Raw genomic sequence first — 24,780 nt, forward strand, 5'->3', positions numbered from 1 at the left:
AATCTCATGGAGTGATGTGTCCAGCCGCCCCCGCCGGAGCCCTCCCACGCTCCAAGGGGTGGTCGTTTCACCATTTCTCAGCATCCGGACCCGGGACCAGGGAATCTCGGCGGCTGGATACCCTTGTCTGGTGGCTGACATCGTGATTCCCGCTGACATCAAGCCCGCCGACGGCCGCTTCGGCTGCGGGCCCTCGAAGGTGCGCACCGAGCAACTGGCCGCCCTCGCCGCCTCCGGGGCGAGCCTCATGGGCACCTCGCACCGCCAGAAGCCGGTCAAGAACCTCGTCGGCCGCGTGCGCTCCGGCCTGGCCGACCTGTTCTCGCTGCCCGAGGGCTACCAGGTCGTGCTCGGCAACGGCGGCACCACCGCCTTCTGGGACATCGCCGCCTTCGGGCTGATCCGCGACCGGTCGCAGCACCTGTCGTTCGGCGAGTTCTCCTCGAAGTTCGCGACCGTGGCCAAGAAGGCCCCGTGGCTGGGCGAGCCCTCGGTCATCAAGTCCGAGGTCGGCACCCACCCCGAGGCGGTCGCCGAGGACGGGATCGACGTCTACGCCCTCACCCACAACGAGACCTCCACCGGCGTGGCCATGCCGATCCAGCGGGTCGGCGGCGACGACGCGCTCGTGCTGGTCGACGCCACCTCCGGCGCCGGCGGCCTGCCCGTCGACGTGTCGGAGACCGACGTCTACTACTTCGCCCCGCAGAAGAGCTTCGCCTCCGACGGCGGCCTGTGGATCGCGATCATGTCGCCGCGCGCCCTGGCCAGGGTCGAGGAGATCGCGGGCTCGGGCCGCTACGTGCCGGAGTTCTTCAGCCTGCCGATCGCCATCGACAACTCGGCCAAGGACCAGACCTACAACACCCCGGCCGTGGCCACGCTGTTCCTGCTGGCCGACCAGCTCGACTGGATGAACGGCAACGGCGGCCTGGCCTGGACCACGTCCCGCACGGCCGACTCGGCGCAGCGCCTCTACACCTGGGCCGACAAGTCGTCCTTCGCGACGCCGTTCGCGGCCCCCGAGTTCCGCTCGCAGGTGGTCGGCACCATCGACTTCGCCGACTCCGTCGACGCCGCCGAGGTGGCCAAGGTGCTGCGCGCCAACGGCATCGTCGACACCGAGCCCTACCGCAAGCTGGGCCGCAACCAGCTTCGGGTGGCGATGTTCCCGGCGATCGACCCGGCCGACGTCGAGGCCCTGACGGCCTGCATCGACCACGTGGTCGAGCGCCTCTAGCCTGCGACGTCAGACGAGTGGCCTGGGCTGCTGCCTGCGCAGCACCCAGGCCGCCACCACACCGCCGACCAGCCCGAACAGGTGGCCCTGCCAGGAGATCCCCGGCTGATTGGGCAGCACGCCCGCGAGGATCGACCAGTAGGCGATGCCGACGCCGATCGCGATGACGATGTCGAGCAGGAGCCGGTCGAACAGGCCCCGGGCCAGGATGTAGCCGAAGTAGCCGAACACCAGCCCGCTGGCGCCCACGGTGACCACGTCGGGGCTGGTGAACCAGGTGCCCACGCCGCCGATGACGATGATCAGCAGGCTGGCCAGCAGAAACTTGCCGATGCCGCGCAGCGCGGCCAGGAACCCGAGGACCAGCAGCGGCAGCGAGTTGGCGATCAGGTGCCCGAAGCCGATGTGCAGGAACGGCGCGAAGAAGATCCCCGACAGTCCCGCCGGCTCCCAGCCGACGATGCCGAAGCCGTCCAGGGCGCCGAACATGAAGTAGTCGACGATCTCCACCGCCCACATGACCGCGAGCAGGCCCACCATCAGGAGGAACGCGGCCAGCGCGCCCGACAGCAGCGCCCCCGCGCCGCGCTTGGCCGACTCGAACGGGGACCTCGAATAGTCGCTCATGCGCTCTCCCAGGTGGACGACTCCCTTTTTACCGTACGTACGAACCGGCCCGAGTGCGTGAAAAGCCCCCTCCCGGGCGGGAGGGGGCTGGGTCGTCCGCGGGCTATTCGCCCTTCCACTGCGGAGCGCGCTTCTCGGCGAAGGCCGCCGCGCCCTCCATCGCGTCCTTGGAGCCGAACACCGGGTTGATGATCGCGCCCTGCCGCTTGAACATCTCGTCGAGCGGCCAGTCCTGCGACTCGATGATCACCTTCTTGGTCGCGGCGAGCGCCAGCGGCGCGTTCGCGGCGATCTTGCGAGCCAGCTCCAGCGCGCCTTCCAGCGCCTGTCCCGGCTCGGTGATCCGGTTGACCAGGCCCAGCTCGTACAGCCGCGAGGCCGGGTAGTGGTCGCCGGTCAGCGCCATCTCCATCGCCACGTGGTACGCGATCCGCCTCGGCAGGCGCATGATGCCGCCCGCCCCGGCCACCAGGCCGCGCTTGGGCTCCGGCAGGCCGAACGTGGACTCCGACGAGGCCACGATCACGTCGCACGACAGGGCCAGCTCGAAGCCGCCCGCCAGCGCGTAGCCCTCGACGGCCGCGACGATCGGCTTCTTCGGCGGCGACTCGGTCAGGCCGCCGAAGCCGCGTCCCTCCACGACCGGCATGTCGCCCGTCAGGAACCCCTTCAGGTCCATGCCCGCGCAGAAGGTGCCGCCCGCGCCGGTCAGCACGTACGCGGAGACGTCGGGGCGGGCGTCGAGCGCGTCCAGCGCCTCGGCGATGCCCCGGGCCACCGCGCCGTTGACGGCGTTGCGCGCCTTGGGGCGGTTGATGGTGAGCACGGCGACGCCGCCGGACTCCTCGACGAGCACTTCGTCGGACACGGGCCCTCCTACTTGGGCTGGAAGCGGATGCCGCCGTCGAAGCGGATGACCTCGGCGTTCATGTAGTCGTTCGCCACCAGGGAGCGCACCAGGTGGGCGAACTCGCCGGCGCGGCCCATGCGCTTGGGGAACACGACCGGCGCCACCAGCTTGGCCTTGAACTCCTCGGCGTTGCCCGAGAAGCCGTAGATGGGGGTGTCGATGATGCCGGGGCAGATCGTGTTCACCCGGACGCCGATGGCGGCCAGGTCGCGGGCGGCGGGCACGGTCATGCCGACGATGCCGCCCTTGGAGGCGCTGTAGGCGAGCTGACCGGTCTGTCCCTCCAGCGCGGCCACGGACGCGGTGTTGATCACCACGCCGCGCTGGCCGTCCTCGTCGACCGGCTCGGTCTTGGCGATGGCCGCCGCGCCGATGCGCATGAGGTTGAACGTGCCGATCAGGTTGACCTCGATGACCTTGCGGTAGGTCGCCGGGTTGTGCGGCTCGCCGTTGCGGTTGACGGTGCGCTCGGCCCAGCCGATGCCGGCGCTGTTGACCAGCACGCGCAGCGGCTTGCCGGTGGCGACGGCCGCGTCCACGGCGGCCTGCACCTGCTCGTCGTCCGACACGTCGGTCTTGACGAAGACCCCGCCGAGCTCGTCGGCCAGGGCCTTGCCGCGCTCCTCGTTGAGGTCGGCGATGACCACGGTGGCGCCGGCGCGGGCCAGCTCGCGGGCGGTGGCCTCGCCGAGGCCGCTCGCACCGCCGGAGATGATTGCTGCGGATCCGTTCACGTCCATAGCACGGACCCTAACCCGGCTACCGAATGAAGTTCTACTCGGGGGCGGTTAAATTCCCCCCACGGCGCTGTCCACATCCGAATAGACCTTGATCCGCCGGTCGAGCCCGGTCGTGCGCAGGATGCGCGCCACAGGCGCCTGAGGGGCCGCCAGCGACACCCCGCCGCCCTCGCCGGTGGCCAGCCGCCAGGCCTCGATGAGCACCGAGAGCCCGCTGGAGTCCATGAACGACAGCTGCTGGAGGTCGAGCACGAGCCGGGCGCTGTCCTGCTTGATCGCGTCGCGCACCTCGTCACGGAGGAACGGTGCGGTGAACAGATCGAGCTCCCCCGCAACGGCCACCACCACGGCGTCACCGAGGGCGTGTCGCGCAAGCCGCAGCTTCATTTGGCCCCTCCTCGATGAGCCACTGTACTTCCCCTTGCCCTGATACCGGGCACGCACAAACTACGATCACCGGTATGCATGAGGATGAGCCGGCACGGGGTGTCCGCCTGCCCGAGGCCCGTCTCAGCCCGCTGCGCGCCGTACTGCGCCGGATGGCGATCGCCCTGGCGATGCTGCTCGCCATGTTCGTGCTGGTAGCGGTGGATCTCGACGGCTACCGCGACAGCGCCGACGGCGACGTCAGCCTGCTCGACGCCCTCTACTACGTGACCGTGTCGATCTCCACGACCGGCTACGGTGACATCACCCCGGTCAGCACGGCGGCCCGGGTCGTCAACATCGTCGCCGTCACGCCGCTGCGGATCGCCTTTCTGGTCGTGCTCGTGGGCACCACGCTGGAGGTGCTCACCCGGCGCACCCGCGAGGCCATACTCATCGAACGCTGGAGGGGCAGGTTGCGCGACCACACGGTGATCGTCGGCTACGGCACCAAGGGCCGCGCCGCGAGCCGCACGCTGCTGGAGAACGGCTGCCCCAAGGAGTCGATCGTCGTGGTCGACCCCGATCCGGGCGTCGTCGCCGAGGCGTCGGCCCACGGCTTCGCCGGGATCACCGGCGACGGCAGCCGCAGCCACATCCTCGACCTCGCCGGGATCAGACAGGCGCGCGAGGTGATCATCGCCACCCGGCGCGACGACACGACCGCCCTGGTCACGCTCACCGCCCGCAGCCTCAACCCGGGCGCGACGATCGTGGCCGCCGTCCGCGAGGCCGAGAACGACCCCCTGGTCCGGCAGAGCGGCGCCGACGTGGTGATCACCTCCTCGGAGGCGGCCGGCCGCATGCTCGGCGTCGCCACCCAGAGCCCCGCCGTCAGCGCGCTGATCGAGGACCTGCTCGTGTACGGCAAGGGCCTGGACCTGTACGAGCGGCCGGTGCGCGCCGACGAGGTGGGCGGCCCGCCAGCCCGCGGCGAGGAGATCGCGGTGGCCGTGGTGCGCGACGGCCGGATGCTCAACTACACCGATCCTGAGGCCGCCGAGCTGCGGGCGGGCGACCGCCTGGTGCTCATCCACGTGCCGCCTCAGCCCGGGATGGCGAACCCGTAAGGCAGCTCCAGCCGGTGGCGGGCCAGCAGCGCCTCGTCGGCCAGCAGCTCGCGGGTGGGCCCGTCGGCGGCGATCACCCCGTCCGACAGGATGAGCGAGCGCTCGCACAGCTCCAGCGCGTACGGCAGGTCGTGGGTGACCATGAGCACGGTCACGTCCAGCGAGCGCAGGATCTCGGCCAGCTCCCTGCGGGCCGCCGGGTCGAGGTTGGACGACGGCTCGTCGAGCACCAGGATCTCCGGCTCCATCGCCAGCACGGTCGCCACCGCGACCCGGCGGCGCTGGCCGAACGACAGGTGGTGCGGCGGCCGGTCGGCGGCCTCCAGCATGCCGACGCGCTCCAGCGCGCTCTTGACCACGGCCTCCAGCTCCTCGCCGCGCAGCCCCGAGTTGGCCGGGCCGAACGCCACGTCGTCGCGCACGGTGGGCATGAAGAGCTGGTCGTCGGGGTCCTGGAAGACCAGGCCGACGCGCTGCCTGATCTCCTTGAGCGTGTCGCGGCGCACCGGCGTGCCGGCGACCGTCACCGTGCCGTGCCCGGCCGTCAGGATGCCGTTGAGGTGCATGACGAGCGTGGTCTTGCCGGCGCCGTTGGGGCCGAGCAGCGCCACCCGCTCGCCGCGCCGGATCGTCAGGTCCACGCCGTAGAGGGCCTGCGTGCCGTCGGGGTAGGCGTAGGCGAGGCGGCTGACTTCGAGGGAGTTGACCGTGGGTCGCGTCATAGGGAGAGCCCCAGAACTGCCAGGGCCGCGGCGGGGAGGGCGAGTGCGGCCCCCCACTGCACGGCAGATGCCGAAATATCGTCAATTATCGGCATCTGGCCGCTGTAGCCGCGGCTGAGCATCGCCAGATGCACCCGCTCGCCGCGCTCGTACGACCGGATGAACAGCGCCCCCGCCGACCGCGCGATCACCGGGGCCTGCCGCAGGTTGCGCGCCTCGAACCCGCGCGACTCCCGGGCGACCCGCATCCGCCGCATCTCATCCATGATCACGTCCAGGTAGCGCAGCATGAACATGGCGATCTGCACCAGCAGCCCCGGCACCCGCAGCCGCTGCGCCCCGAGCAGCAGCGCCCTCGGCTCGGTCGTCGCCGCCAGCAGGATCGAGGCCACCACGCCGAGCGTCGCCTTGGCCAGGATGTTCCAGGCCGCCCAGAGCCCCGGCACGCTCAGCGACATCCCGAGCACCACGGTCCGCTCCCCCAGCCCGATGACCGGGATCAGGAACGCGAACAGCACGAACGGCAGCTCGACCACCATGCGCCTCGGCACGTACGCGACCGGGAGCCTGGCCACGGCCGCCACCCCGGCCAGCAGCAGCGCGTACGCGGCGAAGGCCCAGAACCGCTCGCGCGGCGTGGCCACCACCACCAGGGCGAAGCACAGGACGGCGAGCAGCTTGCACTGCGCGGGCAGCCGGTGCACCCGCGAGCCGCCCGGCAGGTAGAGCCGGTGCGCGTGCCCCGATCCCACCGGCTCCACCGCCTCCCGACTCAGACCCGTGTGCGGTCGCGCCCGCGCGCGGCCCAGGCCACGACCCCGGCGACGAGCAGGGTGATGCCGACGCCGATGATTCCCGCGACGCCCACGGGGATGCCGCCGACCTCACCGTAGTCGGCCAGCGCCCAGGTGCCGAACAGGTGGTCGGCCGCCTGCCCCAGGAAGCCCTTCTCCTCGGCCACCGACTCCAGCCCGTCGGGGTCGGCCGAGGCGTAGGACGACACCAGCCCGGCCAGCACCAGCGTGACGCCGAGCGCGCCGAGCACGAACGGCTTGCCGCCCCGGGCGGGCGCCGGCCGCCCGGCGGTCTCGGGCTCCTGGCCCACGATGGTCGTGCCGTCGGCGCCGCGCAGCTCCAGCGGCCTGGACAGGCCCCGCGCGCCGTACACCAGGTCGGGCCGGACCGCGAGGACGGCGCCGACGGTGAGCGCGGTGATCAGGCCCTCGCCGATGCCGATGAGCACGTGCACGCCGCCCATCGCGGCCGCGACCGTGCCGAGCTCGATCGGCGCGGTGCCGCCGACCCAGAACAGCACGGTGAACACCAGCGCGGAGGCCGGCACCGACAGCAGCGAGGCGACGAACGCGGCGGCGGTCACCCCGCCCCGCCCCGGCGCGACCCTGGTGATCGCCCGGAAGACGCCCCAGCCGACGAGCACGGTCACCAGGCCCATGAGCGTGATGTTGACGCCCAGCGCGGTGAGCCCGCCGTCGGCGAAGAACAGCCCCTGCACGATCAGCACCACGGCCATGCACAGGACGCCTGTGTAGGGTCCGACGAGTATCGCCGCCAGCGCCCCGCCGAGCAGGTGGCCGCTGGTCCCGGCCGCGACGGGGAAGTTGAGCATCTGGACGGCGAAGATGAAGGCGGCCACCAGCCCGGCCATGGGCGCGGTGCGGTCGTCGAGCTCGCGCCGGGCGCCGCGCAGGCAGACCGCGACTCCCGCGGCGGCCACCACCCCGGCCGACACGGACACTGCTGCGTTGAAGAAGCCATCGGGGACGTGCACGACCAGCCTCCGGATGCAGGTGAACAAACGTACCTACTTTAGGTCATCGTCTTGCACCTGCATATGGATGGCATTAGCGCATGATTCTTCGGATCACCGCCCGCGCGCTGAGCTGCCGCACCACCGTGCTCAACCGGCCCTTGCCGGACGTCGCGTACGGGCGGACGCTCAGCAGCGCGATCCCGCCCAGCCAGCGGCGCGGCGCGGCGACCGTCGCGGCCTCGGTCTCGATCCTGAACCGCGCGGGCGGGCCGCCCAGGTCCAGCTCCAGGTAGGCGTCCCAGGTGCCGGGCGGCAGCCTGCCCACCGCCGGCCGGGCCACGAAGCCGCCGCCGGGCAGCGCCGCCACCACGTCGGCGCGCTCGCGCCCGCTGCCGCGCTCGCGCCACACCAGCCGCCGCACGGCCTCCTCGGGCGGCACACCGCCGGCGACCGTGATCTCGCCGTCGATCACCAGCCGCCGCCCGAGCGACCACCTGGTCCTGGTGATGCGCACGCTCCCCGGCACCCCCACCACGTAGCCGCCGACGTCGACGCTGAGGTTGCCGTTGTCGCGCGTGAAGTACGGCAGCACCGCCGCCGCACCGATCAGCCGGGGCGCCGGGAGCACCAGGGCGCCGTCGCGGTCGGCGCCCAGCCTGCCGGTGCGCAGCACGCCCTCGCGCTCGGCCGACACGCGCACGTCCCAGATCCCGGAGCCGAGCGCCCGCGCGTCGACCCGGGCGGTGTAGCGGCGGCCGGGCTCGGCGCTCTCGCCCGGATCGCCCGGCCGGGCGCGCACCACCAGCTCGCGCCGGGGGTCGTCCCGGGTGCGCAGCACCAGCGACACCGCGTCGGGCACGCCGATGCCCTCCAGGTCGACCGCCACCGTGACCGCCAGCCGGTCGCCGTCCCAGCACAGCCCGGTCAGCTTCCGGCGCACGGTGGCGCCCTCCAGATCGGCCAGCCGCGCCAGCCGGTCCACGTCGCCGAGCGCCGCCAGCCGCTGCCGGTCGGTGCCGGTCAGCCCCCGGTAGACGCCCGGCGTGAGCCACTGGTCGCACAGCCCGGCCACGGCCTGCGCGATCTCCTTGCGCCGCACCTCCCCCGCCTCCAGGAAGGGTGCGCCGAGCTGCGCGAACACGTCGAGCCTGAAGTGGCGCAGCAGCAGATGGTCGCGGAGCGGCCCCGGCGGGACGTGGTCGGTCATGAGCCCGATCGGCCCGCGGATCATGTGCAGCCAGGCCAGCGGGTCGCGGCTGTCGGGCTGCTGCATGATGCTGCTGCCGTCGGCCCTGGCCACCAGGTGGTAGCAGTCGTAGTCGGCGACCACCGAGATCGTGCCCGCGTGGCAGTAGGCGTGCACGGTGAAGTAGATGTCCTCGCCGACCAGCAGGCCCTCTCGGAACCTGATCCGGTGGCGCTCCAGCATCTCCTTGCGGAACAGCTTGAAGCAGCTCAGGCTGTTGTAGACGGCGCTGGCGCCCAGCTCGGCGCGGTCGGCGTTGTGGTGGAACATCGACGCCGGGGCCCGCCGCCCGTGCCCGACGATCTTGCCGAGCACGATGTCGGAGCCGTTGGCGTCGGCCACGGCCACCATGCGCTCCAGCGCCTCGGGGCCGAGGTAGTCGTCGGCGTCGCAGAAGAACACGTAGCGGCCCGCCGCGTGGTCGAGCCCGACGTTGCGGGGGCGGCCCGCGCCACCCGAGCCTTCGAGCCGGATCACCTTGAAGCGGTCACGGTGGTATTCGGCGTAGAGGCCGAGAAGCTCGGCCGTCCCGTCGGTGGAGCCGTCGTCGACCACGACGATCTCCGCGGCCACCCGCTGCACGAGCGCCGAGGTGAGGCACCGGTCCAGGTACGGCCTGCAGTTGCGGGCGGGGATGACGATGCTCACGTCCACCGTGTCGTCCTTCACCATGGCCACCACCAACCCGCACCCCGGAGCGTCACCATCCGCATCCGCCTCGTATCAGTATGTGACCGCCGGCCCCGGCGGCGTGGGCGATCGCCAGTCTTGGTGCCCCTGATTTACTCAGCCGGACGATTGCCGCATTCACTCGATAAACCCAGGTAAGACGACTAAGCGTCGTATTTGACCCCCACCGAATCGGCTTCAGGGGCGCTGTTTTCCCCCTCGGGAGAAGAGAAGTCCTCCGGGGGCACAGACCCGTACCTCCAGAATCCGAGCGTGATCCACGGATCGCGATTGCGCGTCTACAGTGAGGCAACCTTTGACGGTGGAGGTGGCGGGTATGGAAACAGATCTCCGGCGGACGGCAGGCAACGGGTCGGCCGTGCACACGGCAGAGTTCATCGTTTCCTCAGCGCGACTGGGAGAGCTCTTCGAGTGCTCCGAAGTGTTGCGCCGGACCCGGCAACGGGCCGAGCAGATCGTCGACGACGCAGGGGCCATGCTGGCCGAGGCCCGGCGCGAGGGCGATGCCGACCGGGCGCTCATGCTGGCCGAACAGCTCGACGAGGCACGGCGGTCCTACGCCAAGGTGCTGGAGGCGTACATGATCCTGACGCGCAGGATCAGCGACGAGCGGCAGGAGATCCTCCAGGCCCAGATAGAACGCGACAAGCATGCGGACTTGTCGGGTGCCGCCTGATTTCTCAGCGGAGATGGCCATTTATAGACTTGTGTGAACCTTTGTGACGTGGGGGACGTCAATACATCACAAAGCGGGCTCCAGCTCCCCGGGCCGCCCCCGGGGAGCTGGAGCAGGGGGATCCGTCACGGATCGACACCCAGCTCTTCGGTCTCGGCGTCGAGCAGCCGCTCCACGAGCTGGCGCCGCTGCTCGGGAGTGAGGCGCACCGGCCACACGGCAGGCAGCATCAGCACGTCGCCGTTCGACATGCCGACCAGGTTCACGGGGAATGGTGGGGAGGGGGTCACAGTGGCGCCATTCTGGCACGTCAGAAGGGCGCACGAGCCTTATTCGCGTCCTCTTTCCTGGCTGGCACTCCAGGCCGGGATGATATTTCCGGATGTGTCGGGCTAGACAGTCTTGCTGCGCGCTCTGAATGCCGCGGTCTTGACCCGGTTCTGGCAAGGAGTTGAACAGAACCGGCGCGTTCCGTTACGCGAGACGTCCACGTAGACCCGATCGCAGTGCGGCGCGGTGCACACCCCGAGCCGGTCGTGAAACTCGCTCCCCAGCACCAGCGCCAGCCCGGTGGCGCAGCTCGCCGCCCAGTCGCCCGCCATCGTGCCGCCGGTGCCGTGGAAGTGCAGGTGCCACGGCTCGCCGTCGTGCCGCTGCAGCATCGGCCTGGCCCGCGACTCCTCCAGCAGCGCGTTGACCCGCAGCGCCGCCGTGTCCACGTCGTCCGCCGCCACGGCCTCGAAGACCTCCCGCAGCCGCAGCGCGACGGCGACCAGCTCGGCCGCCTCGGCCTCGGTCGCCGGGCGGTGGCTCGGATAGCCGACGCGCAGCCCCTCGGTGGCCGCCGCGGCGGTGTCGGCGGGCGGCGGCGCGGGCCGGCCACGCCGCTCGCCCGGGGTCAGGCTGTTGACCAGCCCGACGGCGACCCGGACCACTCCGTCCGTGTGACTGTTGAAGTTCAATTGACCAGTTACACCTTTGCGCTCTAGTCTGTGACTGCTGAAAGCTTAAACGACAGTCACAAGGAGACCTACTGTGCTCACCCACGATGCCGCACTCGCCTGGCTCGCGCGCTGGGACCGCCAGCAGGCGGGCTACCTGCCCGACCGCGAGGAGCGCTTCACCGCCCTGATCGACGCCGTGGAGGCGCTCGACCGGCCCGACCCCCTGGTGATCGACCTCGGCTGCGGCCCCGGCTCGCTGTCCGCCCGGCTCGTCGAGCGGCTGCCCAAGGCCCGGGTGATCGCCGTGGACGCCGACCCGCTGCTGCTCGGACTCGGCCGCGCCGCCTACCCGCACCTGACGTTCGTGGCCGCCGACCTGCGCACCCCCGGCTGGACCGCCACGCTCGGCCTCGACCGCCCCGCCGACGCCGCCGTGAGCACCACCGCCCTGCACTGGATCTCCCCGCCCGACCTGCGCGCGATGTACGGCGAGCTCGCGAGCGTGCTGCGGCCCGGCGGTCTTCTGCTCAACGGCGACCACCTCGACTCCGACGACGTCACCCCCGGCCTGGCCCGCCTCGAACGCGCCATCCACGACACCCAGACCGAGCGCGTCTTCGCCGGCGACCACCCCGAGGACTGGCGCGCCTGGTGGGACGCGGTCGCCGCCGACCCCGACCTCAGCGCGCTCAACGCCGAGCGGACCACCGCCGGCGCCGACCACCGCGGCTCGGAGTCCAACCTGCTCTCCCACCACGTCACGGCGCTGCGCGAGGCCGGCTTCAGCGAGACCGGCACGCTGTGGCAGCGCGGCAACAACCGCCTGCTCTGCGCCATCCGATAGCGTGATTTATCATCACGTTCATGGCGAAACAGTGGCGTGAGCTGAGCAAAGGGCAGCGGACGGCGATCGGCGCGCTCACGGGCGCGCAGCTCGCCCTCCTGGGCGCGGCGCTGATCGACCTCCAGCGCCGGCCCGCCGCCGAGATCAAGGGCTCCAAGCGGGCCTGGCGCGCGGCGGTCTTCGTCAACTTCGCCGGCCCGCTCGCCTACTTCGCCTTCGGCCGCAAGCGCTGACCACCGCCCGCCGCACCGCGGGTATCCCTTCTCCGATTGCCCTGCCGGTGCCTCCCTTCGCCGATTGCCCTGCCCACGCCGGGGGGATCTTGATATAAGAGCTGGATGGTCTCCGCCCCCCGGCCCCTGAGCCAGTCCGACCCGGCGCGCGTCGGCGCCTACCGGGTGGAGACCCTGCTCGGCGAGGGCGGCCAGGGCGCCGTCTACCTCGGCCGCGACCCGTCAGGCCGGCCGGTGGCGATCAAGGTGCTGCACGCCCGGCTCGTCGCCGAGCACCGCCGCCAGTTCGTCCGCGAGCTCGACGCCGCCCGCAGCGTCGGCTCGTTCGGCACGGCACGGGTGCTCGAAGCCGATGTCGACGGCGACCGGCCCTACATCGTCAGCGAGTACATCCCCGGCGAGTCGCTTCAGCAGCTCATCAGCCGCGACGGCCCCCGCGACGCAGGCGGGCTGCGCCGTCTCATGCTCGCCACCGCCGCCGCGCTGCAGGCCATCCACCAGGCCGGGATCGTGCACCGCGACTTCAAGCCGGGCAACGTGCTGCTCGGCCCCGACGGGCCCCGGGTGGTCGACTTCGGCATCGCCCGCGTGCTGGAGGCGACGGCGACCCAGACCAGCTCCGTCGTCGGCACCCCGCCGTACATGTCGCCCGAGCAGCTCGGCGGCGAGCCGGTGGGGCCGGAGTCGGACGTGTTCTCCTGGGCCGTGTCGATGGTGTTCGCGGCGACGGGCCGGCCGGCGTTCGGTCAGGACAGCATCCCGGCGGTGTTCAACCGCATCCTGACCCAGCCGCCCGACCTCACCGGGGTCCCGCAGGATGTACGGGACGTGCTGGCCGACTGCCTGGCCAAGTCGCCGGCCGACCGCCCGACGGCCGGCGAGCTGCTGCGCCGCATCCTGGGCCAGGACGAGGAGGCCGCGCCCGCCCGCCGCGCCGGCCGTCCGGTGACGTGGGCGTTCGTCATGCAGATGGCCGCCGTCGTCGTCACGCTCGTGGTGGCACTCGCCGCCGACTACGGCCACGAGCCCGATCCCGGGGGCGGCTTCTCGCCGGCGCCGTTCCCGTGGGTGGCGAGCGGGGTGCCGTTCTGGCCGATCATGTTCGTCTGGATCGCCGGCGGGGTGGCGACGGTCCTCTTCCTGAGGAGGCGCGGCTAGATGGAGGTGACGACGCTCGTCCTGATCCTGGCCGTGTGCGCCGTCTTGGCCTGGATCGTCCTCGCGCGCGGGCGTGACTTCCTGGCCCGCAACCGGCTCCTGACGGCGGTGGCGGTGCTGCCGCTGCAACCCCTGCTGGGCCTCGGCCTGGTGGCGCTGGTCGTCACCCGGTGGGACGTGCTGGAGATCAGGGGGATCGCGCTGGGCCTGGTCGCCTACGTCAACGGGCTGGTCGGCTTCGCCCTGACCACGGCGGTGCAGGACCGGCGGCTCAGGACTCGGCGCGCATCCGGTAGAGGCCCCACAGCGCCTCCAGCGCGCCGATCACCATCATCACCACGCCGATCTTCGACGGGTTGAACACCACGATCTCGACATCGAGCCCGAACTGCCACAGCAGCAGCCCGCCGACGAAGACGGCGAGGCCGGTGAACAGGTTCTTGCGGCCGGGAGCCATGACGGAGCCTCATTTCGATCATGCCTGCTGAGGTCTCCTACGCTATTGACTCCCTGGTGGGCGGGCTTCCTGCGCGCTGACGAGATCGGCCTACATCTTTCGATGCAGGAACGCCAGCGCCCGCTCGGTGAGCAGCTTGGCCGCGCCCGCGTCGTAGGAGGGCAGGCTGCTGTCGGCGAACAGGTGACGCCCGCCCGGATAGAGGAACAGCTCCGCGCCGAGCGCCCTGGCGGCGTCGAGGTCGCCCTCGCCCGCGAAGAACGGGTCGGCGTCCATCCCGTGGACCTGGACCGGCACCTCGGCGGGCCAGTCGTCGGCGGGCAGGCACGCCTCCAGCAGCAGCGCCCCCTTCGCCCCGGCCCTGGTGCGCGCCAGCGTCTGCGCCGGGACCACGCCCAGCGAGAACCCGGCGTAGACCAGCTCCGGGGTCAGCCCTTCGGCGACGGCCCGCCCGCGCTCGACGAGCGTGCCGAAGCCGATCTCCTGCGCGTGCGAGGCCCCCGCCTCCAGGTCGTCGAAGACGCGGCCCTCGTAGAGGTCGGGCACGTGCACGGTGTGCCCGGCCCCGCGCAACTCGTCGGCGAAGGCCAGCACCCCCGGGGTCAGCCCGAGCGCGTGGTGGAACAGCAGCACGTCAGTCATGCGGCCCAGCATGTCCTACGGCTACGACAATCCGCTGACGACGACCTTGCCCGTGACGCGTCCCTGCTCCTGGTAGCGGACCGCCTCGGGGATCTCCTCGAACCGGAAGCGCCGGTCGATCACCACCCTGACCTCGCCGCCCTCGACGAGCGCGGCCAGCGTCCGCAGGTTCGCGCCCATCTCCTTGCAGCCCACCACGTCCACCAGCGCCACCCGCTGCGACACGAACGGCGCCACCGCCAGGAGCGCGAACATGCGCCCGGCCGGCTGCAGCCACCGCCCGCCCGGCCCGCCGACGAGCACGTGGACGCCCTTGCGGGTGAGCGCCCTGCGGCACTCGGCGCCCGTACGGCCGCCCGCGTTGTCCACCAGCACGTCGTAGCGTCCCTCGTGGCCGGTGAAGTCCTGCTTGGCCCGGTCGAGGACCTCGTCGGCGCCGAGCGACCGGACCAGGTCCAGGTTCCGCTCGCCGCACACGCCGGTGACGTGCGCCCCGTACGCCTTGGCGAGCTGCACCGCGAACGTGCCGACGCCGCCCGACGCGCCGTTGACCAGCACCCGCTGCCCCGGCCGCACCCGGCCCACGTCGCGCACCGCGAGCAGCGCGGTCCCGGCGGCCAGCGGCAGCGCCGCCGCCTCCTCGTACGACAACCCCGCGGGCATCGGCGCGAGATCCTTCTCCGGTACGCACACGTACTCGCCGAAGCCGCCCTGCTGGGGCATGGCGAACACGTCGTCGCCGGGCCGGAAGCCGGTGACGCCGGGGCCGATGGCCTCGACCTGCCCGGCGACGTCGGCGCCGAGCACGGCGATCTTCGGCCCGCGCAGCCCCAGCGGGCCGGGCATCAGCCGGGACACGCGCGGCTCCCCGCGCATGAGGTGCCAGTCGTAGGGCTGGACGGACGTGGCGCGCACGCGGACCAGCACCTCTCCGTGCCCCGGCACCGGGGTGGGCAGCTCGGTGAGCTGCAGGACGTCGGGCGATCCGTACGAACGTAAGACGTATGCCTTCATGTCCCACAGTGTGGGCGGGGCACCCTGAGGGGGGTAACGGCCGAAAGGACCAGCGCCTCGTCAGCCCATCGGCCGGTTCCCCGCCCGGTTCGTCTCGTACGCCCACATGGCGATCTCGACGCGGTTGCGGACGCCGAGCTTGGTCATCAGGTTCGCGACGTGGCTCTTCACCGTGCTGAGCGTGATGCGCAGCTCGTCGGCGATCTCGCTGTTGGTGCGCCCGCGCGCCACGGCGGCGAGGATCTGCTCCTCGCGGTCGGTCAGCGGCTCGACGGGCGGCGCGGGCGGCGCGGCTCCGGCGAAGGCGGCCAGCAGCCGCACGGTGACGCTCGGCGCGATGAGCGCGTCGCCGCCCGCCGCGGCCCGGACCGCCTGCGTGAGCAGCTCGGTCCCGGCGTCCTTGAGCAGGAAGCCGCGCGCGCCGGCCCGCAGCGCGGCGTGCACGTACTCGTCCAGGTCGAACGTGGTGATGACGACGACGGCGAGCGGGTCGGGGACGTCCGGCCCGGCGAGGGCGCGGGTCGCCTGGATGCCGTCCAGGTAGGGCATCCGGATGTCGAACAGGCACACGTCGGGCCGCAGCCGCCGCGCCAGCTCGACGGCCCGCCGCCCGTCGCCCGCCTCGCCGACGACCTCGATGCCGGGCTGGGCGTCGAGGATCATCCGGAGCCCGGTGCGGGTGATCTCCTGGTCGTCGGCGACCAGCACGCGGATGCTCACGTGGCCGCCTCCGCCCGGGGCAGCACCGCCGACACCGTCCAGCCGCCGTCGCCGGGCCCGGCCTCGAAGCTGCCGCCGAGCAGCTCGGCGCGTTCGGCCATGCCGAGCAGCCCGTACCCGGGGGTGGCGGCGGGCCCCGGCTCGCCGTCGTCGCTGACCCGCAGCCGGACCGACGTGTCGTCGGCGGTGACCCGGATCGCGATCCGGGTGGCGTCGCGGGCGTGGCGCCTGGCGTTGGTGACCGATTCCTGGGCGATGCGGTAGATCGCGGCGGTCGTGGCCGGCTCCAGGCCGTCGAGGTCGCCTGCCAGCTCCACCTCGACGCGCGGTCCGCCCCGGGCTTCGGCGAGCTGTTCGAGGTCCGCGAGATGCCCGGTGGGCGGGGGTTCGCCGGGTTCGTTCCGGCGCAGGACGCGGACCATCGCCCGCATCTCCTTGAGCGTGCGCGACGCCTCCGCCTCGATCACGCGCAGCGACTCGGCCGCCGCGTCGGGCGTGCCGGTCGCCAGCCCCGCCTGCGCCCTGATCGCCATGGCGGAGACGTGGTGGGCGACGGTGTCGTGCAGGTCGCGGGCCAGCCGCTCACGTTCGAGCAGCTTCACCCGGTCGAGCTCGCGCGCCCGCGCCCCGGCCCGGTAGCGGAACGCCACGCCGAGCGCCACCACCGCCACCATCAGCGAGAACGCCCCCACCGCGTCGGCGAGCGGGGTCCGCGCCGGCACCGTCGAGTAGCCGATCGACGCCAGCATGACGACCAGCCCCGCGACCGCTTCCCGCCCCGACCCCCACCGCACCAGCGCGTAGGGCAGGAGCAGCAGATAGGCCATCGTGTACGTGGACGTGTCGCCGCCGGCCACCAGCGGCGCCAGCCCGGTGACGCCGAACGCGATCACCAGCATCAGCAGCGGCCGGGTCCGCCGCCACAGCAGCGTCGGCACCAGCCCGACGGCCACGACGATCGACGCGGCCCGCCACGGCAGGTCCGGCCGCAGCAAGCCTTCGAGCAGCGCGACCGGCGCGAGCACCCCCACGAGCACCCAGTCCCGCCAAACCCGCCGGGGCGGGTCGACCGGACGCGGCTCGTCCCACATGGAACGACGCACCCCGCCATCGTACGGACGGCAGCCGGTTTCCGGCACCTCGAGATTTGTCAGAGTTTGCCGAGGGCGCGGGCCAGCGCGGTGGCCGTCCTCGCGATGGTCCGGTTGTCGGTGGGCAGGCCCGGCGTACGGTTCGTGTAGATCGCCATGATGATGGGCGCGGCCCCCTTGCCGGGCCAGACGACGGCGATGTCGTTGCCGCCGCCGAACCCGCTGGAGTTGGTCCCGGTCTTGTCGCCGACCTTCCAGCTCCGGGGCAGCCCGGCGCGGATGCGCTCGGCGCCGGTCTTGTTGGCCAGCAGCCAGGCGACGAGCTGCTCGCGGTCCTTGGCGTGCAGCGCGTTGCCCGTCGTGAGCAGGCGCAGGTCTCGCGCCATCGCCGCGGGCGTCGTGGTGTCGCGCTTCTCCTTGGGCGTCCAGTCGTTCAGCCCGGGGTGCGTGCGGTCCATGCGCGAGACCGGGTCCCGCAGCGTGCGGAAGTAGCGGGTCAGCCCGGCGGGGCCGCCGATCTGCCTGAGCAGCAGGTTGGAGGCGGTGCCGTCGCTGCGCGTCACCGCCGCCGCGCAGAGCCGGGAGACGGTCAGGCCGTGCTTGAGATGCTTCTCGGTGACCGGCGAGTTCGGCGTCATGTCGGCGGCCGTCCACTTGACGACCTTGCCCATCAGCCCCGGCTGGCCGGTGCGCGCCTTCTGCAGCACGGCCGCGCACAGCGGCGCCTTGAACGTCGACAGCATCGCGAACCGCTCGTCCGCCCGGTACGCCACGGTCCTGCCGGTGCCCGTGTCGACCGCGTACGCGCCGATGCGGCCCTGGAACGACGCCTCCAGCTTGCGCAACTCCTTCGCGACCTGACCGGTGTCCGCCGACGCCGTGCCCGTGACGCCGCCGCTGACCAGAAGAACCGCCAGCGCGGCCCGGAGATATCGCATGCCTTCATCCTCTCGCGCCCGGCGCGGAACCGGACGACGGGTCAAACGGGGGTCGGGCGCGGGTTGCACGGGGGCCAGGCGGGGTGGGACGCGAGGTCAGACGCGTTCTTCGTGCGACTGGTCGGCCACCTGCTGCGCGCCGGAGTACGCCGCCTCCCGCACCTCGCTCAGCCATCCGGCCTGCCGCATCCCCGGCACGGGACGGCGTACGGGATCGAAGCGGGTCGGCCGCTCGGCGTCGGTCCGCGCTGGACCGGCCACCTCCACCTGCCCGAACACCTCCCACGGCCCCGCCGGGGCCGCGACCAGCAGATCCAGCAGCAGCGGCCCGTCCGCCACCGCCCGGGCGAGCGCGTCGAACCTGGCCGGCAGCCGCCGTCCCGCCCTCGGCAGCGCGCCGATCAGCACCCGCCGCCCGCCCACCTCGTACGAGAACAGCGAGCTGTAGAGGCCGGGCGCCCACGCCCGGGCCGGCCTGAGCAGGCGCCGCCCGAGCACGGTGTGACCGGTGCTGGCCAGCAGCAGATCGGACTGCTCCCAGCGCAACGCGATCCCCAGAATGTCGGGCAGCGGCGGCGGCACCCCCGTGGACCGGGAGAACCGGGCGATCCCCTCCAGATCCATCCGCCGGTCGAGGAACTCCGCCCCCCACACCCGGCCCGTCCCGTGCACGCGCAGCCGCGCGTCGAGGACGAGCCCGGCCGGATGCAGCGGACGTCCCCGTCGCAGGCGCGCCGCGGCGCCGAACCCTGACCGCACGAGCGATGTCACCATGCACCCCCTGCTACCCCGCACTCCCCTCCGGAACCCCCCGCCTCCCGCTGACCACGGCACGCGGCGTGAAAGTATCGGCAGCGTGTCGCAAGAAGCCCGCCGGCTGCTGATCGTCCACCACACCGCCTCGCCCACGCTGCACGAGCTCTTCGAGGCCGTGCGGCGCGGCGCCACCACCGACGAGATCGAGGGCGTCGAGGTCGTCACCCGCGCCGCCCTGCACGCCACCGCCGTCGACGTGCTCCAGGCCGACGGGATCCTGCTCGGCACCCCGGTCAACATCGGCTACATGAGCGGAGCGCTCAAGCACTTCTTCGACACCGTCTACTACCCGTGCCTGGAGGAGACCCGCCGCCTGCCGTACGGCCTGTACGTGCACGGCAACAACGCCCCGGCGGGCGCGGTCCGCGCGGTGGAGTCGATCGCCACCGGGCTCGGCTGGGAACGCGCCCATCACCCGGTCACCGTCGTCGGCGCCCCGGCCAAGGCCGACCTCGAAGTCTGCTGGACCCTGGGCGCCACCCTCGCCGCCACCATCAGCTAACCCTCAACCCGCCACCCATAGCTCTCCAGCCGCCGACTCGCCCGCTCCCGGTCCTCGTCGGAGAACAGGCTCTCGTAGCCCGCCTGCAGGACGTGGGCCTCGACCGTGAGATCGAGCCTTCCGTGGGTCCAGAGCGTGGTGAAACCGTCGGACGGGGCGTCGGCCCGCAAGAGCTGCCTCGCGGTCTCGACCCCGCCGCGCTCGCTGAGCATCTGCAGGAAGCGCGTCGCGTTGTAGCCGAGCTCGCGCTTGGCGGTCTCGTAGATGCCCACCATCGCCCGATGGAACCGTCGTTCGAGCTCGTCCACGCCGTCTCCTCGGGTCTGCCGTCAGGAGTCGCCCCACGGTGGGGTGGATTGGGCGTCCATGAAGGTCTTGAGCTGCTTGACCTTGTCGACGCAGGCGGGGCAGACGTGGCGCGCCACCGCCCGGGCCGCGGCCTCCGGCGAGGGCTCGCGCAGGGCGCCGGAGATCGTCATGCCCAGCGGAAGGTTGGTGCCGGGGTCCATCATGACCGTCATGACGGTCGCGGGCGTGTAGCCGAAGGTGCGCTTGCACATGTGGCATCTGCCGATGGTCGTGATCTGCTCGTCAGCCATGGAGCGTCGCCCTCCTCCACCGCACCGTACAACGCCCGGCCCCGCAGCGGTCAGTCACCGGCTCCGGAACATGCGCGGATCTGCTCGGGAGTCAGCTCGGCCCCGGGCACGGCGTGCAGCACCTCATGCAGGTCGGCCGAGGCGGCCAGCTCCCGCAGCGCCTCCGGGAGGTCGTCGCCGCCCGACCGGTCCATGAGCCGCGTGATGTCGTCGGGCTGCGCTTCGAGGTGATCGGCCAGCTCCGGCCAGCGGATGCGGAGCAGGGTCCACAGGGCCAGGGTGTCCGTCGGCACCACGCTGCCTTCCAGCACGCGTACGGCCCGCAGCACGGTGTAGGTGTTGACGAACCGCTTCATCGCCCTCGGATTGCTGTGGAACAACCGGGCGAACCTGGACAGGGCATGATGCGACAGATCCTGGACGTCGGCGTCGAGGATGCGCTCGACCGCCTGCGACGCCACCGCCTGCCGCACCTCCGGGTCGGCCTTCTCCAGCACCTTCAGCACCTGGGTCTCGTCGCCGCTCCGGTCGAGCTCCGCCCTGACCCGCTCGGCCCCGGGCGGCGACGGCTGGGCGGCGGTGCCGAGCAGCCGGCCGAAGTACTGGTCGCGGCTGGTCGCCCCCAGCCTCGGCATCGGGACGCTGAGCTGGAACAGCTTGTCCAGGAACAGATAGCCGAGCGGACGCCCGGGCGCCGACACGGCGGGCTTGAACGTCTCGTACGCGTTCTCGTAGGCGCAGCGCAGCCAGGCGCCGTCCATCGCGACGACGAAGCTGGGCGCGTGGTGCTTGGAGTGCTTCCAGCGTTCCGGCACGTCCCGTAGCAGCGTCTGCACGGAGTCGAGGAAGTTGACCACGTAGTCCGCGTTGCACCGGTCGAGGTCCTCGATGAGGACGACGATCGGCCGCCCGGCGTGCCGGACCAGCCAGGCGAGGTGCTCGGCGACGTCATTCATGGGATCGTGGTGCGACTCCTCGAAGGAACGGGCGCGTCGCGCCGACGCCCACATCGCGTACCTGCTGACCAGCACTCCGGCCGTCCACAGCCCGCCCAGGGTGCCCAGCAGCGTGGTGGCGGTCTTGAGCGTGGGCTCGATCCCGCCCACGGCGCCCGACCCGAACAGCGACACGAGAAGCAGCGCCGCGCCGACCAGCAGCAGGCCGGACACCACCTGCGGGGCGCCGTCGCGCCGCACCCGCGCGACCAGCTCCCGTACGAGGAACGCCGGACGCCTCCGGCGCGGCCGGGCGGCGACGACCGCCTTCCGTATCGCGGTCAGCAGCGCCCACCACGGCGGCTCGATGCGCACGTGCCGCCAGGTGTCGAAGAACACCACGAGCGAGTCGCTCCGCAGATCGGCGGCGAGCAGCTTGAGCAGCGTGCTCTTGCCCGTGCCCCAGGACCCGTCCACGTGCACGAGGAACGACGAGCCCGGGGTGTCGGTCCTGGCCTGGCGTAACTGCCGGGCGAGCACCCCGGCCAGAGCGGCCCGCTTGAGCAGGTCGTGGTCCGCCGGGGCGTCGTTCACCCATTCCGTACGCTCCCGCCCCCGGACGCCCTCGTCCTCGGGCTCCCCTCGCGAGTCGCCGGCCGGTGGAGCTTCCTGGGCGCTGATGAGCAGATCGAGTTCCGGCGGCAGCATGCTCCTGAGCGAGTCGACCGAGCGCATCAGGCCGATCTGGCGCTTGGCGTCCGACGCGACCATGATGCCGAGCACCGCCTGGCGTTCGTGGCTCCAGACCGGCGCCCCGGAATATCCCGCCGTGAACCCCGAACCGGTGGACGCCTGCACCTGCACGAACCCGCTCGGCAGCGGCCCCACGACCTGCCCGAACGTCCAGACGCCTGCCTCGTGATCGCTGGGGAACCCGTACACCGCCACCTGCTGGTCCGGCAGCACCCCGGACGCGAGCGGCACCGGCCTGGCCCCCGGCACCGCGGCGGCCGCGTCCAGCCGCAGGACCGCGAGATCCCCCTCCTGGGACGACGACCAGAACACGACCTCCGCGCCCACCGGCCCGCTCCCCAGGAACGGGAAGTCCACCTCCACCGTCGTCGGCGGCCCCTCGTCCCAGCCCCCGAACAGATGCGCGCACGTCACCACGAGGTCGGGCGCGACCAGCACGCCCGCGCCCCTGCTCCGGCCGTTGGCGACGCGCACGACAGCCCGCTCCATCCCGGCCTCTCCAGGTGCGCTCACACTCAGAATCGTCCCAGAACGCGGACTCCGGGGAAGGGATACGACCGCATGTCTACGGTGTTGCGTACGAGACACCCGTTCGCCCGTTCCGCAAGGGACGGACCCAGGAGGAGACGCAGATGACCACCCCCCACACTCCAGCGGCCGGCGAACTCCTCGACCCTTTCGGCACCCTGCGCCGCGCCCTGTGGATCGGCGGCGGCCAGTGGGCCGGAAAATCGACGGTGGCCCGCCTCCTGGCCGAGCACCACGGCGTCACCGCCTACCACTACGACTACCACGACGCGCGCGCCCACAACGACCGCCGGATCGCCCGCCGAGTCGCCCACGGCGACCCCGACCCCGGCCGCGCCCCCGACCCGGACCGGACGTGGGTCCACCCCACCCCCGAGGAGATGGCCGCCGAGACCCTGGCCGGCTTCCCCACCCGCTTCGCATGGGCCCTCGACGACCTGCGCGCCCTCGTCTCCGGCCACCCGATCATCGCCGAAGGCTGGGGTCTGCGCCCCGAGCTCGTCGCCCCCATCGTCGACTCACCGCGCCGGATGATCGTCATGGTGCCCACCCCCGAGTTCCGCCGGCACCAGGCCCGGACACTCCCCCGGGCCGCCTCACTCGGGGGCCTCGTCACCGACCCGGCCCGCGCCCAGGCCAACCGCCTCGCCCGGGACCGCCTCGTCGCCGAGGACGCCGTACGCACCGCCCGCGACCTGGGCATCCGCGTACTGGAAATCGACGGCTCCCACGACGCCGCCACCACCGCCCGGACGGTGGCCGACCACTTCGCCCCCTACCTGCCGAAGCCGCTGAACCCGTGAACATGGCTGAGCTGAGACAGGCCCTGGACGACACCTTCGATCACGCGCTGCTCCGCCACGGCTTCATGCACCACAACCGCGACTACCAGCTCGTGATCCAGCCGCTGGTGACGCCCCGAGCCGAGACCGTCAACCTGCGCTACGTGTTCCGGCACTGCGTCCAGGCCACCTGCGTGACCGCCCTGCCGCCCCACACCTGGGCGGTCTCCCTCGACGACCGGCTCACCACGGACGAGCCCGGCGAGCTCGACGGACACTACTGGGGCGTGAACTGGCAGATGCTCTATCCCGGCGCCACCCTCATCACCGACTCACCGGCCGCGCGACACTGGACGGAAGCCGTCGGCATCGACTTCCACGAGGTACGGATCGAGACCAACGTGCACGACCTCACCCTGATCTTCTCCGACCTCCAGATCAGCCACATCGCCCACCATGACACCTGACGCCGTGCGGCGGGCGCCCGCGCACAGCCAGATCGAGGAGCTGGACGCGCTATTTACGGCTGCGCAGCAACACGACGGTCAGCCAAATAGCGGTAGGCAGAAGAAGCAGCACCACCGCTATGACGCCCACCGCGAGATCAAGGGCACCGTCGCCCATCGGCGAGGAGATGAAGGCGTCATCGTCTTCCACCCAGCGACGGTATCGAAGGGAGGGACCCGGTGTCACGGCCCACCCTCGCAGCCCGGGGGCAGCGTGTGGCTCAGTATCAGAGCAAGGACTCTGGCCGAAGGACCTCGTCTCGCAAGATCCGGTGGATCTCCCCTACCTCAGCATTGTGATTCGTCCGCCGCCGAAGCTCCTTCCGTATGGCATCGGCCACCACGTCTGTCAGAAGCACTTGCGCCAGGGACTTCGGCGACGTGGCTGCACGCGCCCTCCACAGGTCGTCAATCAGGCGCCGCTTGAACGCCTCCTTTGTCAGGTAGAAGAGTGCGTCCGTCTTGGCAGCCAGTCCCGCATCGCTCAGCAGGTCCACTTCAAGGGCCAAGTCGATGACCACGGGAAGACCGGCGGTCATGTGATACGCCTGCCACACCTGCCCATTGGACAGGATCATCCACTCGACGCCCTCGTTGACCGCGTACATCTGTACCTGCCGCAGATGCCTGACGTTGAGCTTCTGGCTGCATCGCTTCACCTCGATGAAAGCGACCAACTGCTTGTCGATACGAATCCCGTAGTCAGCGAACTCGCCCTTGACCTGGTACTCCGTGGTGAGATCGTCATATTTGTCGTACCCGAGCCCCGCGCAGAGGAAGTCAGTGATGAGAAGCCGCGTGTCCCCTTCGTTGGCGTCACGCGCCACGAGGTCGTTGAGCGGCTTCGCGTAGCGGCGTATCGCCGATCGAACGCGATCCCTGGCGTCCGTCTCCCATTTCGGGAGCGTCCTCGTACTCGGGGCCTTCTTCCCGGGCGCGCTGACTGTCCCTTTCTCTCCCTCGACCTGCCCGTTGACCATGCTCTGCACTGCCTGCTCGCTCATGGCACCCCTGCGCATCTAGTAGAGACCCCGCACATTAGACGCTCAAGAAGATCGATACAGGGGGCAGTTTTGGATCGATACAAAACCGATTCTTGAGTTCATCCATCAGGCCTTGCATTGCCGAAAGCCGCAAATCGCAACAAAAGCCATTAGACGGGCAGTCCCAGCCACAGCGGCTTGCCGCAGAGCCGACAAC

32 protein-coding genes are annotated in these 24,780 nt (G+C 71.6%); 9 read left to right on the forward strand and 23 right to left on the reverse strand.

Features of this window, described 5'->3' with window-relative positions:
* Nucleotides 1-130 precede the first annotated feature (130 nt).
* Nucleotides 131-1,240, forward strand: a complete 1,110-nt coding sequence (gene serC / locus AB0G11_RS43310; protein WP_219508810.1) for a phosphoserine transaminase — start codon at nucleotides 131-133, stop codon at nucleotides 1,238-1,240.
* 9 nt (nucleotides 1,241-1,249) lie between these two features.
* Here the strand turns inward: serC and AB0G11_RS43315 are convergent, their stop codons facing one another.
* The 4 genes from AB0G11_RS43315 to AB0G11_RS43330 form a co-directional block, all read right to left on the reverse strand.
* Nucleotides 1,250-1,867, reverse strand: a complete 618-nt coding sequence (locus AB0G11_RS43315) for a rhomboid family intramembrane serine protease (RefSeq protein ID WP_219508812.1) — start codon at nucleotides 1,865-1,867, stop codon at nucleotides 1,250-1,252.
* 103 nt (nucleotides 1,868-1,970) lie between these two features.
* The gene (locus AB0G11_RS43320; protein WP_219508813.1) at nucleotides 1,971-2,735 is read right to left on the reverse strand and encodes a crotonase/enoyl-CoA hydratase family protein; all 765 of its coding nucleotides are present in this window, start codon (nucleotides 2,733-2,735) and stop codon (nucleotides 1,971-1,973) included.
* 8 nt (nucleotides 2,736-2,743) lie between these two features.
* Nucleotides 2,744-3,517, reverse strand: coding sequence for an SDR family NAD(P)-dependent oxidoreductase (locus AB0G11_RS43325; protein WP_219508815.1), 774 nt, complete (start codon nucleotides 3,515-3,517; stop codon nucleotides 2,744-2,746).
* 48 nt (nucleotides 3,518-3,565) lie between these two features.
* Entirely contained in the window at nucleotides 3,566-3,904 is a 339-nt protein-coding gene (locus AB0G11_RS43330; protein ID WP_049563214.1) for an STAS domain-containing protein, read from the reverse strand.
* A gap of 74 nt (nucleotides 3,905-3,978) precedes the next feature.
* On the opposite strand from AB0G11_RS43330, the gene AB0G11_RS43335 reads away from it, so the two are divergent.
* Nucleotides 3,979-5,013, forward strand: a complete 1,035-nt coding sequence (locus AB0G11_RS43335; RefSeq protein WP_219508816.1) for a potassium channel family protein — start codon at nucleotides 3,979-3,981, stop codon at nucleotides 5,011-5,013.
* Here AB0G11_RS43335 and AB0G11_RS43340 read toward each other — a convergent pair.
* The 4 genes from AB0G11_RS43340 to AB0G11_RS43355 form a co-directional block, all read right to left on the reverse strand.
* Nucleotides 4,989-5,735, reverse strand: coding sequence for an ABC transporter ATP-binding protein (locus tag AB0G11_RS43340; RefSeq protein ID WP_219508818.1), 747 nt, complete (start codon nucleotides 5,733-5,735; stop codon nucleotides 4,989-4,991). The genes AB0G11_RS43335 and AB0G11_RS43340 overlap by 25 nt on opposite strands.
* Nucleotides 5,732-6,487 (reverse strand): cobalt ECF transporter T component CbiQ, encoded by a 756-nt coding sequence (gene cbiQ, locus AB0G11_RS43345; protein ID WP_219508819.1) that lies wholly within the window; start codon nucleotides 6,485-6,487, stop codon nucleotides 5,732-5,734. The genes AB0G11_RS43340 and cbiQ overlap by 4 nt, the downstream gene beginning before the upstream one ends.
* A 20-nt stretch (nucleotides 6,488-6,507) precedes the next feature.
* The gene (locus tag AB0G11_RS43350; protein ID WP_219508820.1) at nucleotides 6,508-7,524 is read right to left on the reverse strand and encodes an energy-coupling factor ABC transporter permease; all 1,017 of its coding nucleotides are present in this window, start codon (nucleotides 7,522-7,524) and stop codon (nucleotides 6,508-6,510) included.
* A gap of 73 nt (nucleotides 7,525-7,597) precedes the next feature.
* On the reverse strand, nucleotides 7,598-9,424 hold the full coding sequence (locus tag AB0G11_RS43355; protein ID WP_219508821.1) for a glycosyltransferase family 2 protein: 1,827 nt from the start codon (nucleotides 9,422-9,424) through the stop codon (nucleotides 7,598-7,600).
* 313 nt (nucleotides 9,425-9,737) lie between these two features.
* Between AB0G11_RS43355 and AB0G11_RS43360 the strand changes: the two genes are divergently transcribed.
* Nucleotides 9,738-10,118, forward strand: a complete 381-nt coding sequence (locus tag AB0G11_RS43360) for a hypothetical protein (protein ID WP_219508822.1) — start codon at nucleotides 9,738-9,740, stop codon at nucleotides 10,116-10,118.
* 125 nt (nucleotides 10,119-10,243) lie between these two features.
* Here AB0G11_RS43360 and AB0G11_RS43365 read toward each other — a convergent pair whose 3' ends face one another.
* The gene (locus tag AB0G11_RS43365; protein WP_219508823.1) at nucleotides 10,244-10,384 is read right to left on the reverse strand and encodes a hypothetical protein; all 141 of its coding nucleotides are present in this window, start codon (nucleotides 10,382-10,384) and stop codon (nucleotides 10,244-10,246) included.
* 126 nt (nucleotides 10,385-10,510) lie between these two features.
* Nucleotides 10,511-11,080, reverse strand: coding sequence for a CGNR zinc finger domain-containing protein (locus AB0G11_RS43370; RefSeq protein WP_219508824.1), 570 nt, complete (start codon nucleotides 11,078-11,080; stop codon nucleotides 10,511-10,513).
* 73 nt (nucleotides 11,081-11,153) lie between these two features.
* On the opposite strand from AB0G11_RS43370, the gene AB0G11_RS43375 reads away from it, so the two are divergent.
* From AB0G11_RS43375 to AB0G11_RS43385, 3 genes are all read left to right on the forward strand, one after another.
* The gene (locus AB0G11_RS43375) at nucleotides 11,154-11,906 is read left to right on the forward strand and encodes a class I SAM-dependent methyltransferase (RefSeq protein WP_357592696.1); all 753 of its coding nucleotides are present in this window, start codon (nucleotides 11,154-11,156) and stop codon (nucleotides 11,904-11,906) included.
* Between the two features lie 20 nt (nucleotides 11,907-11,926).
* Nucleotides 11,927-12,139, forward strand: coding sequence for a PLDc N-terminal domain-containing protein (locus AB0G11_RS43380; RefSeq protein WP_357592698.1), 213 nt, complete (start codon nucleotides 11,927-11,929; stop codon nucleotides 12,137-12,139).
* A gap of 105 nt (nucleotides 12,140-12,244) precedes the next feature.
* Nucleotides 12,245-13,297, forward strand: a complete 1,053-nt coding sequence (locus tag AB0G11_RS43385) for a serine/threonine-protein kinase (RefSeq protein WP_357592700.1) — start codon at nucleotides 12,245-12,247, stop codon at nucleotides 13,295-13,297.
* Here AB0G11_RS43385 and AB0G11_RS43390 read toward each other — a convergent pair.
* The 8 genes from AB0G11_RS43390 to AB0G11_RS43425 all read right to left on the reverse strand — a co-directional run bounded on the left by AB0G11_RS43390 (nucleotide 13,294) and on the right by AB0G11_RS43425 (nucleotide 18,933).
* On the reverse strand, nucleotides 13,294-13,464 hold the full coding sequence (locus AB0G11_RS43390; protein ID WP_357592702.1) for a hypothetical protein: 171 nt from the start codon (nucleotides 13,462-13,464) through the stop codon (nucleotides 13,294-13,296). The two genes, AB0G11_RS43385 and AB0G11_RS43390, sit on opposite strands and share 4 nt — an antisense overlap.
* 104 nt (nucleotides 13,465-13,568) lie before the next feature.
* Nucleotides 13,569-13,754, reverse strand: a complete 186-nt coding sequence (locus tag AB0G11_RS43395) for a DUF5708 family protein (protein WP_219508832.1) — start codon at nucleotides 13,752-13,754, stop codon at nucleotides 13,569-13,571.
* Between the two features lie 90 nt (nucleotides 13,755-13,844).
* The gene (locus AB0G11_RS43400; RefSeq protein ID WP_357592704.1) at nucleotides 13,845-14,396 is read right to left on the reverse strand and encodes a dienelactone hydrolase family protein; all 552 of its coding nucleotides are present in this window, start codon (nucleotides 14,394-14,396) and stop codon (nucleotides 13,845-13,847) included.
* A 21-nt stretch (nucleotides 14,397-14,417) separates the two neighbouring features.
* Complete coding sequence (locus AB0G11_RS43405) at nucleotides 14,418-15,410, reverse strand: NAD(P)-dependent alcohol dehydrogenase (RefSeq protein ID WP_357592706.1); 993 nt, start codon at nucleotides 15,408-15,410, stop codon at nucleotides 14,418-14,420.
* 60 nt (nucleotides 15,411-15,470) lie between these two features.
* Nucleotides 15,471-16,130, reverse strand: a complete 660-nt coding sequence (locus AB0G11_RS43410) for a response regulator transcription factor (protein ID WP_219508835.1) — start codon at nucleotides 16,128-16,130, stop codon at nucleotides 15,471-15,473.
* Complete coding sequence (locus AB0G11_RS43415; protein ID WP_308125937.1) at nucleotides 16,127-17,233, reverse strand: sensor histidine kinase; 1,107 nt, start codon at nucleotides 17,231-17,233, stop codon at nucleotides 16,127-16,129. The genes AB0G11_RS43410 and AB0G11_RS43415 overlap by 4 nt, the downstream gene beginning before the upstream one ends.
* A 47-nt stretch (nucleotides 17,234-17,280) precedes the next feature.
* Nucleotides 17,281-18,159, reverse strand: coding sequence for a class A beta-lactamase (gene bla / locus AB0G11_RS43420; protein WP_357592708.1), 879 nt, complete (start codon nucleotides 18,157-18,159; stop codon nucleotides 17,281-17,283).
* 96 nt (nucleotides 18,160-18,255) lie between these two features.
* Nucleotides 18,256-18,933 (reverse strand): hypothetical protein, encoded by a 678-nt coding sequence (locus AB0G11_RS43425; RefSeq protein ID WP_219508837.1) that lies wholly within the window; start codon nucleotides 18,931-18,933, stop codon nucleotides 18,256-18,258.
* Between the two features lie 82 nt (nucleotides 18,934-19,015).
* Here AB0G11_RS43425 and AB0G11_RS43430 point away from each other — a divergent pair, with 82 nt between their 5' ends.
* A complete protein-coding gene (locus tag AB0G11_RS43430; RefSeq protein WP_357592710.1) occupies nucleotides 19,016-19,477 on the forward strand; it encodes an NAD(P)H-dependent oxidoreductase in 462 nt (153 codons plus the stop codon).
* Here the strand turns inward: AB0G11_RS43430 and AB0G11_RS43435 are convergent.
* Genes AB0G11_RS43435 through AB0G11_RS43445 form a run of 3 tightly spaced genes read right to left on the reverse strand, consistent with a single transcriptional unit; the run spans nucleotide 19,474 to nucleotide 22,277 of the window.
* Nucleotides 19,474-19,785, reverse strand: coding sequence for a hypothetical protein (locus AB0G11_RS43435; RefSeq protein WP_357592712.1), 312 nt, complete (start codon nucleotides 19,783-19,785; stop codon nucleotides 19,474-19,476). The two genes, AB0G11_RS43430 and AB0G11_RS43435, sit on opposite strands and share 4 nt — an antisense overlap.
* A 21-nt stretch (nucleotides 19,786-19,806) precedes the next feature.
* Entirely contained in the window at nucleotides 19,807-20,076 is a 270-nt protein-coding gene (locus AB0G11_RS43440; protein WP_357592714.1) for a hypothetical protein, read from the reverse strand.
* A 50-nt stretch (nucleotides 20,077-20,126) separates the two neighbouring features.
* The gene (locus tag AB0G11_RS43445) at nucleotides 20,127-22,277 is read right to left on the reverse strand and encodes a P-loop NTPase fold protein (protein WP_357592716.1); all 2,151 of its coding nucleotides are present in this window, start codon (nucleotides 22,275-22,277) and stop codon (nucleotides 20,127-20,129) included.
* A gap of 119 nt (nucleotides 22,278-22,396) precedes the next feature.
* Here AB0G11_RS43445 and AB0G11_RS43450 point away from each other — a divergent pair, with 119 nt between their 5' ends.
* Together AB0G11_RS43450 and AB0G11_RS43455 are read left to right on the forward strand one after the other, a co-directional pair.
* Nucleotides 22,397-23,095 carry a hypothetical protein gene (locus AB0G11_RS43450; protein WP_357592718.1) on the forward strand — a complete coding sequence of 233 codons (699 nt, stop codon included), beginning with the start codon at nucleotides 22,397-22,399 and terminating at the stop codon, nucleotides 23,093-23,095.
* 2 nt (nucleotides 23,096-23,097) lie between these two features.
* Nucleotides 23,098-23,541, forward strand: coding sequence for a hypothetical protein (locus AB0G11_RS43455; RefSeq protein WP_357592720.1), 444 nt, complete (start codon nucleotides 23,098-23,100; stop codon nucleotides 23,539-23,541).
* A 49-nt stretch (nucleotides 23,542-23,590) separates the two neighbouring features.
* Here AB0G11_RS43455 and AB0G11_RS43460 read toward each other — a convergent pair whose 3' ends face one another.
* Nucleotides 23,591-23,731: a hypothetical protein gene (locus tag AB0G11_RS43460; RefSeq protein WP_357592722.1), complete on the reverse strand. Its 141-nt coding sequence runs from the start codon at nucleotides 23,729-23,731 to the stop codon at nucleotides 23,591-23,593.
* 76 nt (nucleotides 23,732-23,807) lie between these two features.
* Nucleotides 23,808-24,584 carry a hypothetical protein gene (locus AB0G11_RS43465; RefSeq protein ID WP_357592724.1) on the reverse strand — a complete coding sequence of 259 codons (777 nt, stop codon included), beginning with the start codon at nucleotides 24,582-24,584 and terminating at the stop codon, nucleotides 23,808-23,810.
* Nucleotides 24,585-24,780: the final 196 nt, after the last annotated feature.

It is taken from the genome of Nonomuraea sp. NPDC023979, assembly GCF_040639085.1.
GTDB lineage: Bacteria > Actinomycetota > Actinomycetes > Streptosporangiales > Streptosporangiaceae > Nonomuraea > Nonomuraea ceibae.